Annotated in this window: 9 protein-coding genes; 4 read left to right on the top strand and 5 right to left on the bottom strand. The window is 69.3% G+C overall.

Translation table 11 applies throughout. The features are described from left to right. The first annotated feature begins 79 nt into the window (after positions 1 to 79). Both B3E43_RS14115 and rsmD read left to right on the top strand, forming a co-directional pair. On the top strand, positions 80 to 724 hold the full coding sequence (locus tag B3E43_RS14115) for a lysophospholipid acyltransferase family protein (protein ID WP_292030571.1): 645 nt from the start codon (positions 80 to 82) through the stop codon (positions 722 to 724). 7 nt (positions 725 to 731) lie between these two features. After that, entirely contained in the window at positions 732 to 1,298 is a 567-nt protein-coding gene (rsmD, locus tag B3E43_RS14110; protein ID WP_292030570.1) for a 16S rRNA (guanine(966)-N(2))-methyltransferase RsmD, read from the top strand. 127 nt (positions 1,299 to 1,425) lie between these two features. Here rsmD and B3E43_RS14105 read toward each other — a convergent pair whose 3' ends face one another. Next, on the bottom strand, positions 1,426 to 1,701 hold the full coding sequence (locus B3E43_RS14105; protein ID WP_292030568.1) for a YjhX family toxin: 276 nt from the start codon (positions 1,699 to 1,701) through the stop codon (positions 1,426 to 1,428). A gap of 379 nt (positions 1,702 to 2,080) precedes the next feature. Here B3E43_RS14105 and B3E43_RS14100 point away from each other — a divergent pair, with 379 nt between their 5' ends. Beyond that, complete coding sequence (locus B3E43_RS14100) at positions 2,081 to 3,691, top strand: ATP-binding protein (protein ID WP_292030567.1); 1,611 nt, start codon at positions 2,081 to 2,083, stop codon at positions 3,689 to 3,691. Positions 3,692 to 3,708: 17 nt separating this feature from the next. On the opposite strand, the gene mutL is transcribed toward B3E43_RS14100, so the two are convergent. The 4 genes from mutL to ileS form a co-directional block, all read right to left on the bottom strand. Beyond that, entirely contained in the window at positions 3,709 to 5,577 is a 1,869-nt protein-coding gene (gene mutL, locus B3E43_RS14095) for a DNA mismatch repair endonuclease MutL (protein ID WP_292030564.1), read from the bottom strand. A gap of 217 nt (positions 5,578 to 5,794) precedes the next feature. Further along, on the bottom strand, positions 5,795 to 6,352 hold the full coding sequence (locus B3E43_RS14090; protein WP_292030562.1) for a DUF3035 domain-containing protein: 558 nt from the start codon (positions 6,350 to 6,352) through the stop codon (positions 5,795 to 5,797). A gap of 81 nt (positions 6,353 to 6,433) precedes the next feature. Beyond that, the gene (gene lspA, locus B3E43_RS14085) at positions 6,434 to 7,024 is read right to left on the bottom strand and encodes a signal peptidase II (RefSeq protein ID WP_349677589.1); all 591 of its coding nucleotides are present in this window, start codon (positions 7,022 to 7,024) and stop codon (positions 6,434 to 6,436) included. A 94-nt stretch (positions 7,025 to 7,118) separates the two neighbouring features. Beyond that, entirely contained in the window at positions 7,119 to 9,983 is a 2,865-nt protein-coding gene (ileS, locus tag B3E43_RS14080; RefSeq protein ID WP_292030560.1) for an isoleucine--tRNA ligase, read from the bottom strand. A gap of 242 nt (positions 9,984 to 10,225) precedes the next feature. Here ileS and B3E43_RS14075 point away from each other — a divergent pair, with 242 nt between their 5' ends. Continuing rightward, positions 10,226 to 10,744, top strand: a complete 519-nt coding sequence (locus tag B3E43_RS14075; RefSeq protein WP_292030558.1) for a DUF3828 domain-containing protein — start codon at positions 10,226 to 10,228, stop codon at positions 10,742 to 10,744. Positions 10,745 to 10,762 lie beyond the last annotated feature (18 nt).

Here is a 10,762-nt window from a genome sequence, read left to right as displayed (position 1 = left end):
TCGACCGCATCGACAGCCTGACCTTCACGGCGCCGATCTACTTCCATCTGCTGGCGTTCTTCGCGCTGGAGAAGTTCTGATGATCCGCTGGCTGCGCTGGGCCCTGCTGCTGCTGGTCGCTCGGCCGATCGCACGCTTCCTGACGGGCGCCGACGTCACCGGCCGCGAGCACCTGCCGCTGAAAGGGCCGGCCATCATCGCGGCCAACCACAACAGCCATGTCGACACCCTGCTGATGCTGAGCATCTTCCCGGCCAAGGCGGTGATGCGGGTCCGTCCAGCGGCGGCGAGCGACTATTTCCTGAAGGACCCGGTCATCGGCTGGTTCTCGCGCAACCTGGTCGGCATCGTGCCGGTGGCGCGGGACAAGGTCGCAACCGGCGAGGACGTGCTGGCCCCGGCCCGCGAGGCGCTGGCGGCCGGCGACATCGTGGTCGTCTTCCCGGAGGGCACGCGCGGCGACGCTTCCGACGAAATGGCCCGGCTGAAGAGCGGCGTGGCCCGCCTGGCTGAGGCCTTTCCCGAAGCGCCGGTGACGCCGGTCTGGATTCAGGGCGCGGGTCGGGTCCTGCCCAAGGGCGAGGTCATTCCGGTGCCGATGAACTGCGCGGTGCTGGTCGGCGCCCCGCTGCGCTGGCATGGCAAGCGCGCGGAGTTTATGGACGGTCTCCGCGACGCGCTCCTGACGCTCAAGGACCAGGCGCCGCCCCTTCGCTGGAGTTGAACCCCCTTTGCGCATCGTCTCGGGAAGCCTGCGCGGTCGCGCGCTGAAGACGCCGGAAGGCCAGGGCACGCGCCCGACCTCCGACCGCGCGCGGCAGGCGGTGTTCAACATCCTCGAGCACGCCGCCTGGGCGCCGGAGCTGCGCGGCGCGCGGATCATCGACCTGTTCGCGGGATCCGGGGCGCTGGGGTTCGAGGCGATCTCGCGCGGGGCGGCCTTCTGCCTGTTCGTCGAAACCGACGAGGCGGCGCGCGGCGCCATCCGCGAGACCATCGACGCCTTCGGACTGTTCGGCGCGACCCGCATCCACCGCCGCGACGCCACCGACCTCGGCGTCCGCCCGGCCAGCGCCGGCGAGCCGTTCGATCTGGCCTTCCTCGATCCGCCCTACCGCAAGGGTCTGGCGGAGCGCGCGCTGGCCGGCCTGGCCGAGGGCGGCTGGCTGAAGAGCGGCGCGGTGCTGATGGTCGAGCGCGGCAGCGACGAGGCCGATCTCGCCGTCGATGGTTTCGAGGTCCTCGACACGCGCGACTACGGCGCCGCGCGGGTGACGTTCCTGAAGTTCGGCGGCTAGCTTCAAACAAGTGTCATCCCGGACGGCCCGCAAGGACGATCCGGGACCCAGTCAACGCCGAGCACGGCCCCGCTGGGTCCCGGCTCTCCGCTTCACTGCGGCCGGGGTGACACCTGTTTGCTTCGCCCTACCGCTTCATCGTCACCCGGTTGTCGAGCTGCGAGCGAAGGTTCAGCAGGCCCTCGCGGGTGATGCGGTAGGGCCCCCCGCCCGCGCTGGCGATGAAGCGTTTGCGCTTGAGCGACCGGAAGACGGCAAGCGTGCAGTCGCTCAGGCGCCAGCCATCGCGGGTGAAGCAGTCGGCGCCGATGACCTCGCCGGTGTCCTCGTCGCGTTCGAGGAGGATCGCGCCGCCTTGCGCGAGCGCGTGCAGCGTTCGCTGCTGCGGTTTGGAGATGTTCAAGGGGAAAGTCCGATATCGAGGCGTGATGAGTCGCGCCCAGGCTGCGAGCCGGGACGGGCGGTTCATCGGGCGCTGAGGACAGTCGGACCTCGAAAGATCAGACCGTCAGGCCCGGGCCTCGATCACATTGGGAAGCATGATGCCTCGCGGTTGGACACCCGATCACTAGCGCAACGCCGGTTTGGACGCAACGCGCCCGCGATGACGCGGTGAATACTTTTCAACGATGCCATGACAGCTCTTCGACAATTTGCTCGTCACATTTTTGTCATGGGAAATCAGTCTTTGCACTGATGACCCAAGCAAAACGCCAACCTCGCGATTCATCATTGCTTAGCCTGGCTCGTGCTGATTGCGCCGCATGGCATTCGGGGACGTCATGAGCACCAATCTGTCGAGCGTGGCGACGCGGCCTGATCCGGTGGGGCCCGAGACCCCCGGCGCGGAGGTCTATCGCCGGTTTCAGCAGGAACCCGACTTGCTGATTCTGCCCGTGGTCGACGCCGAAGACCGCCCGGTGGGCATCATCGACCGGAACAACTTCTTCCTGCGGATGGCGGCCGAGTACGGACGCGCGCTGTACGCCCACCGGCCGATCTCGGCCCTGATGAACACCAGCCCGCTGGTGGCCGAAGGCTCGACCCTTGTGACGGACTTCACCGGCGAGGCGCTGGCCGAGCGACCGTCCGAGCTGATGCAGGGCTTCATCGTCGTCGAGAACGGCCGCTATGCCGGCGTGGGCGCCCTGATCTCGCTCCTGCAGGCGACCAGCGAGGCCAATCGCGCCCACGCCGAGGAGATGACCCGGATCGCCGAGCATCTCAATGTCGCGCGGGTCGAGGCCCAGGCCGCCCTGCGCGCCAAGTCGCAGTTCCTGGCGGTGATGAGCCACGAGATCCGCACGCCCCTGAACGGCGTGCTGGCCATCGCCGACATCCTGGACCGTAAGCTCACCCAGGCCGAGCTGAAGCCCTATGTCCACACCATCGTCGACTCCGGCGAGACGCTGCTGCGGCTGCTGACCGACGCCCTCGACATCTCACGCGCCGAGTCGGGGGCCATGGACCTGACCGAAGCGGGCTTCTGCCTGCCGCGCGTGCTCGACGATCTCGACGACCTGTGGCGCGCCCGCGCCGAACAGAAGGGCCTGACGCTGGCCTTCTCCTACGCCGGCGCCACCGACCAGTGGGTGCTGGGTGACGAGATCCGGCTCAAGCAGGTGTTCAACAACCTGATCGGCAACGCCATCAAGTTCACCGACCGGGGCCTGGTCGAGGTTTCTTTGACCGCCGAGCGCGACGGCGATCATGTGCGGTTGGCCGGAGAGGTGCGCGATGGCGGTCCCGGCCTGCCCTCCGACCGGCTGGAGATGATCTTCAACCCCTTCGTCCAGACCGACAACGGCCGCGAGCAGGGCGGCGCCGGCCTGGGCTTGTCGATCTGCCGGGAGATCGTGCGACGGATGGACGGCGAGATCGTCGCCCGCAACAATCCGGGCCCCGGCGCGACCTTCCGCTTCGAGGTGGTCCTGTTCGACGTCCCGCCCGAGGCGGAGGACGAACGCGACAGTCTCGCCGCCGTCGTCCTGGAGCGGCCGCTGCATATCCTGATCGCCGACGACAATGGGGCGAACCGTTTCGTGGCCTCGACCCTCTGCGAAATATTCGGCTGCACCAGCGAGGCGGTGGAGAACGGCAGGGACGCGGTCGAGGCGGTGGCGGGCGGCGCCTTCGACCTCGTGCTCATGGACATCCGCATGCCGGTCATGGACGGCCTGGAGGCCACCCGGGCCATCCGCGGCCTGGCCGGCCCCGTCGCGGCGACGCCGATTCTGGCCCTGACCGCCAACGCCGATCCCTGGGACGCCGAACACTATCGCTCCGAAGGCATGGACGGCGTGGTGGAGAAACCCATCAAGACCGAGCTGCTCGCCGCGGCCATCGAGGCGGCCATGGCGTCACGCGGCGAGGAGGCGCGTCGGGCGGCCTGAGCGCGTTCCGCACCACGCTACCGTCGACCGAACAGCCGCTCGATATCGGCGAGCTTGAGCTCCACATAGGTCGGCCGGCCGTGGTTGCACTGGCCGCTGTGGGGCGTGGCCTCCATCTCGCGCAGCAGGGCGTTCATCTCGACGGCGGTCAGGCGGCGACCGGCGCGGACCGAGCCGTGACAGGCCATGGTCGAGCAGACCTCCTCCAGCCGCTCGCGAAGGGCCAGGGCCTGGCCGTTCTCGCTGAGATCGTCGGCGATGTCGCGCACCAGGCCGGCGGCGTCGGCGTCGCCGAGCAGGGCCGGAGTCTCACGCACCAGCACCGCGCCCGGTCCGAACGGCTCGACGATCAGACCCAGCGCCGCCAGTTCGTCCGCCTTGGCGACGATGCGTTCGGCCTCGGCCGGATCGAGCTCGACCACCTCGGGCAGAAGCAGAGTCTGGCGGGTCACTCCGCCGGCCTCCATCTCGTGCTTCATGCGCTCGTAGACGAGGCGCTCATGGGCCGCATGCTGGTCGACGATGACGATGCCATCGCGCGTTTGCGCCACCACATAGGTCTCGTGGACCTGGGCCCGCGCCGCGCCGAGCGGGAAGTCGACGGGGTCGATGATCCGCCCGTCGACGGCCGGCGGCGGCGCGGACTCGTAGACGGCGCCGACAGCCTCGGCCAGCGCGGCGCCGCCCATTCCGAAGGCCGGCTCGACGCGGGCCGAGACGTCGCTCATCCCGGGAAGCCTCTGCGGTGAAGCCGGTTGCCAGCCCCCCGCCTGCCAGGCCGAGAAGCCGGCGGGCGAGGGGGCCGACGCATAGGTCTGCGGCCTGAACCCGGCCAGGGCCGCGCCCGCGACGGTGGTCGAGGCCCGGTGACCGGCGCCGGCCAGCGAATGGCGCAGGCCGCCGACGATCAGGCCGCGGACCAGCGCCGGATCGCGGAACCGCACCTCCGCCTTGGCCGGATGGACGTTGACGTCGACGAAGGTCGGATCGAGCTCGATGTAGAGCGCCGCTGTCGGATGCCGGTCGCGGGCCAGATAGTCGGCGTAGGCCGCCCGCAAGGCCCCTTGAAGGAGCCGGTCGCGCACGGGACGGCCGTTGACGAACAGGTACTGGTGGGCGGCGTTGCCGCGGTTGTAGGTCGGCAGGCCGGCGAAGCCGGTCAGGCGCACCCCGTCCCGCTCGTGATCGATCTGCAGCGCATTGTCCTGGAACTCGCGGCCCAGCACGGCGGCCAGGCGGGTCAGCCGTCCGTCCGGTCCCGGGGCCTCGGCGCTCAGCCGGATCGTGCGGCGGCCGTCGAGGTCGAGGGTGAAGGCCACCGCCTCGTGGGCCATGGCCTGGCGCTTGAGCTCCTCAGCGATCGCCATCTGCTCGGCGCGGGCCGACTTCATGAACTTCAGTCGGGCGGGGGTCGCGTAGAACAGGTCGCGGACCTCGACCCGCGCGCCATGCCGCCCCGCGAACGGCGCGGGGCCGACCTCGCCGACGGCGCCGCCCTCGACCAGGATGGCGTGGGCCGGGCCGCCGTCGCGGGGGCGGCTTGAGATCTGAAGCCGCGCCACCGAGCCGATCGAGGGCAGCGCCTCGCCGCGGAAACCCATGGTGGCGATGTTGAGAAGGTCCCAGCTGCCGTCCGGAAGCGGCGCCAGCTTGGAGGTGGCGTGCCGCTCAACGGCCAGGGCCAGCTCGTCGGCCGTCATGCCACTGCCGTCGTCGCTGACCAGGATGCGGCTAAGGCCGCCGTTGTCAGCCTCGACCTCGATCCGCGCGGCGCCGGCGTCGAGGGCGTTCTCGACCAGCTCCTTGATCGCGCTCGCCGGCCGCTCGACCACCTCGCCGGCGGCGATGCGGTTGACGGTCTCCGGAGGCAGGCGGCGGATGGGCATGGGGTGCGGAGCTTATCCGATTCCGACAGGTGAGTCGGTGCGTCCTTCGAGACGCGGCTTCGCCGCTCCTCAGGATGACGAAAGTTGGTAGGCGGCCCCGCTGAGTTCGTCATCCTGAGGAGCGAGCCTCAAGCGAGCGTTTCGAAGGACGCACACAGGAAAAGGGCCCCGCCGTCGCCAGCGGGGCCCTTCCAAACTCTCAGGACGAAGCCCGGACCTACAGCCCCGGCAGCTTGACCCAGCTGCCCTTCTCGCGGGCGATGATGACGGTCTTGCCGCCGGTCAGGGCCTTGAGCCGGGCTTCCTCGGCGGCGGCGTCGACCACCACCGGCGCGGCCGCGCCATCGGCGGAGGGCGCCGGCGCGGCCGGCGAATCCTTGCGCCAGAACATGACGCGATCGGCGAAGGACTTGTCCTTGTGCGCGATGTCGCCGAACTCGTCGTCGACGACGTAGCGGATCAGCGGATCCGACTTCTCGGCGCCCGAGCGTGCCGCCAGCAGGCGTTCGCCGTCCGAACGCTGGGCCGCGGCGGCCTGGCCGGCCAGGGCGGCGCGGGCGGCGCTTTCCGGCTGCAGCTCCTGCGGGCGGGGCTCGCCCGGCGCCGGCGGACGCAGCGCATATTCCGGCGGAAGCACGAGCGGCGCCTTGGTCACGACCCGGAACTCGTCCGGCGTCACCTTGGCCACGCCCATGGCGCGCGACGCCGACTGGCATCCGCCAAGGCCGGCCGCCGCGGTCAAAGCAACCACGCACATCACGCGGGTAGAGATCATCGAGCCTAGCTCCTACAGGCCGCCCCCGGCCTAAGACAGACGAGGTGGATACGCCAAAAGTGAGGCGCGCGGCAACTTCGATTAAGGCCGCACGTCGCGCCGCACGCTGTCGAGCAGCAACAGGACCACGCCGATCGTGATGGCGCTGTCGGCGATGTTGAATACCCAGGGGAAGTGCAGCGACTGGAAGTCGAGAAAATCGGCCACCGCGCCAAGGCGCACGCGGTCGACCAGATTGCCCACCGCGCCGCCCATGACCAGGCCGACGGCGGCGCCCAGCAGGGGGCGTTCGATTCGCCGCGCCCAGACGCCCAGCGCGATCGCGACGCCCAGCGAGAAGGCCGCCAGCGCCCAGCGGACCCACTCCTGCTCGCCGCGGAACAGGCCGAAGCTGACGCCCTGGTTCCAGACCATGGAGAGGTTGAACGGCCCGGCCACAGGCACGGTGCAGGGCGTGTACATGGCCGGCGTCGGGCTGAACGGCTGGCACGCGTTCGGGAAGACGCTGCCCAGCATCCAGAACTTGATGACCTGGTCGAAGACCAGCACCGCCAGGGCGATGGTGAAGGCCTTGGGGCCCTGCAGCGTCGCCGGCGCGGCCGCCGCCGCGGCCGGAGCCTCCGGCTCGGGCGTGTGGGACACTTCGGCGGCTTCGGGCGCGTCGGAACTCAAGCTTTGACCCTCTTGTCCCGCCGCCCCGGCGAAGGCCGGGGTCCATGCGAGCGTCAAAATGGATCCCGGCCTTCGCCGGGAGCACGGTGAAATATCAGGCCGCGCGCGACTTGTCCCAGGCCTCGACAGCGTCCTCGCAGCGCAGGCACAGGCGCGTGTCGGCCTTCACCTCCGGCAGGATCCGCCAGCAGCGGTCGCACTTGTCGCCGCTTGCCTGGAAGGGCCGGACAGTCAGTTCGCCGGCGTCGGTCAGGGTCGCGCCGCTGGTGCGGAAGATCTCCGCCGCCGACAGGCCGTCGAACAGCTTGGCCAGGGCCGCCGGCAGCTCCACGGTCGGCGCCGCCTCCAGCGAGGCGCCGATGCGCTTCTCGCGGCGCTCGATCTCCAAGGCGCCGGTGACGGCCGAGACGACCGATTCCATCGCCGTCCAGCGTTCGAACTCCGCGTCATTGCGCCAGTCCGACGGCGTCTCCGGGAAGACGCGCAGGATGTTGGAGCCGGCGTCCGGGAAGCGCGTCGTCCAGGCCTCTTCCATGGTGAAGGTCATCAGTGGGCCGAGCCAGATGGTCAGGCGCTCGAAGATGGCGTCCAGCACGGTGCGGTAGGCGCGGCGCGTCAGGCTGTCGGGCCGGTCGCAGTAGAGGGCGTCCTTGCGGATGTCGAAGAAGAAGACCGACAGGTCGCTCTGGCAGAAGTCGAGCAGCGGCCGGACCACCTCGTTGAAGCGGTAGCCCTCGTAGGCGGTGCGGACCTGGGCGTCGAGCTGCCACAGGCGGTGCAGGATGTACTGCTCCAGCGGCGGCATGTCGGCCACGGCCACGCGCTCGGCGTCGGTGAAGCCGTCCAGCGCGCCCAGCAGGTAGCGCATGGTGTTGCGCAGCTTGCGGTAGCTGTCGGTGACGGTGGCCAGGATCGTCTTGCCGATCCGCTGGTCCTCCATGTAGTCGACCGTCGCGGTCCACAGGCGGAGGATCTCCGCGCCGGATTCGGCGATGACCACGTGTGGCTCGACCGTGTTGCCCAGCGACTTGGACATCTTCTGTCCGTTCTCGTCGAGCGTGAAGCCGTGGGTGACCAGCGTCTTGTAGGGCGCCCGGCCGCGCGTGCCGCAGGACTCCAGCAGCGAGGACTGGAACCAGCCTCGGTGCTGGTCGGAGCCTTCAAGGTAGAGATCGGCGGGCCAGCCGCTGTCGTCGCGGCCTTCCAGCGTGAAGGCGTGGGTCGAGCCGCTATCGAACCAGACGTCGAGGATGTCCTCGACCTTTTCGTACTTCGCCGGATCATGATTGCCGAGGAAGTCCGCAGCCGGGCGGTTGAACCAAGCGTCGGCGCCCTCCTCGTGCATCAGCTTGACGATGCGGTCGTTGACGGCCTGGTCGCGGAGCGGCTCGCCCGTCTCCTTGTCGACGAACATGGCCAGCGGCGCACCCCAGGCGCGTTGGCGGCTGATCAGCCAGTCCGGACGCGTCTCGACCATGCCGCCGATGCGGTTGCGGCCGCTGTCGGGGTGGAAGGTCGTGGCGGCGATCGACTTCAGCGCGCGCTGGCGCAGCGTCTCGCCGTTCTCCAGCGGCTCGTCCATGCGGATGAACCACTGTGGCGTGTTGCGGAAGATGACCGGCGCCTTGGACCGCCAGCTGTGCGGGTAGCTGTGTTCAAGCCGGCCGCGAGCCAACAGGTTGCCCGCCTCGATCAGCTTTTCCATGACCGCGCCGTTGGCCGGACCGAACTTGCCGGCCTTCTTGCCCTCGGTCTCCAGCACCTTGAGGCCCGCGAACAGCGGCACGTGCGGATAGTAGGCGCCGTCCGGGTCGACGGTCTCGGGAATGGCGGAGTCCACGCCCATGGCCTCGAGCTGCTGCTTGCTCTTGAGCCAGATCAGGTAGTCGTCGGCGCCGTGGCCGGGCGCGGTGTGCACGAAGCCCGTGCCGGCGTCGTCGGTGACGTGGTCGCCGGCCAACATCGGCACGGGGAATCCGTAGCCGGCGTCGAGCTTCGCCAGCGGGTGCTGCAGCACCACGCCGTCGAGGTTCGCCGTTTCCACTCGCGTCCAGGCGGCGACCTTGGCGGCCTTGAAGACCTCCTCGGCCAGCTTGTCGGCCAGGATCAGGCGGTCGCCCGGTGCGGCCCAGGGCTGGAACTCAAGGTTCTCCTCGAGCGCCGTGACTTCGTAGACGCCGTAGTCGATGCGCGGACTGTAGCTGACCGCGCGGTTGGCCGGGATGGTCCAGGGCGTCGTGGTCCAGATCACGACGGCGGCGCCGCCGCTGACCAGCGGGAACTTCACCCAGACCGTCGGGCTGACATGGTCGTGGTATTCGACCTCGGCGTCGGCCAGGGCGGTGCGTTCGACCGGCGACCACATCACCGGCTTGGAGCCGCGGTAGAGCTGGCCGCTCATCACGAACTTCTGGAACTCGGCGACGATGGTCGCCTCGCTCTTGAAGTCCATCGTCGAGTAGCGGTTCTCCCAGTCGGCCATGACGCCCAGGCGCTGGAAGCCCTTCATCTGCTCGCCGATCCAGTGGCCGGCGTAGGCGCGGCACTCGGCGCGGAACTCGGCGGTCGGGACGTCGTCCTTGCGGCGGCCCTTCTTGCGGTACTCCTCCTCGATCTTCCACTCGATCGGCAGGCCGTGGCAGTCCCAGCCGGGGACGTAGTCGACATCGTTGCGCAGCAGGAAGCGGCTGCGGACGACGAAGTCCTTCAGCGTCTTGTTGAGGGCGTGGCCGATGTGGATGTCGCCGTTGGCGTAGGGCGGACCGTCGTGGAGGACGTAGAGAGGGGCGCCCTCGGCCTGACGCTGCTTGCGCAGGGCGGAGTAGAGGTCGCCCCATTGCTCGATGATCGCCGGTTCCTTCTGCGGCAGCCCGCCGCGCATGGGGAAGGGCGTCTCGGGCAGGAAGACCGTCTCGCGATAGTCGCGAGCGGTGGAAGGCGTGTCGTTGGCGTCGGCCATGAAGTCTCGTTTCGTCGTGTTGATCGTTCGCGTGGAGTTTCGAGGAACCCGGCGTGCACGGGGCCAATGCCCTGCGGCGCTACGCCGGGCGGCTAATCGAAATCGGGCGAAACACGCGGACGGTCATGGTGCGAACGCTCTAGCAGACGGGGAGGGCAGGACGCCACCCCGCGCCGTCAGGATCGGTGGGTTGGCGTCTTCGGTGGAGGGGCGCAGCTTCGGTGCGGGATGGAGGACGAGCGATGCGACGGTGGATGATCGGACTGGTCGGGGGGCTGGCGCTGGCGGCGGCTATGCCCGCGGCGGCGCAGGTGGGGTCGGAGGGGGCCGAGGCCTTCGTGCGCGGGGTGTTCGCCGGCTATAGCGCGAATGGCGAGGATGAATGGCCGCTCACTGAGTACAATCTGAGCGACGTCTTTTCGGCGCGTATGGCGGGGTTGATCCGGCGGGACCGCGCGCTGGCGGAGGACGATCTGCCTTATCTGGACGCGGATCCCCTGTGCCAGTGCCAGGACTGGGGAGAGTTCCGGGTCGAGTCCGTGCGGATCATCCACATTGCGAGGATGCCCGGACGCAGGGCGGATGTGACCTTCACCAATTTCGGCCAGCGGGAGACGACGAGGCTTCAGCTGAGCGGCGATCCGATCAGCGGCTGGCGGATCGACGATGTGCTTACGCCGGGTCAGCCGGGACTGGCAGAGCAGCTGGAGGATTCGAACCGGCGGCGGGAGGCGGGTCTGCCCGCCCTGCAACGCGACTGAGACTTGCCAGCGCCGGGG

The sequence above is a fragment of the Brevundimonas sp. UBA2416 genome, assembly GCF_002343105.1.
Classification (GTDB): domain Bacteria; phylum Pseudomonadota; class Alphaproteobacteria; order Caulobacterales; family Caulobacteraceae; genus Brevundimonas.
The sequence above is the reverse complement of the archived record's forward strand: the minus strand, read 5'-3'. Positions and strand labels throughout refer to the sequence as shown.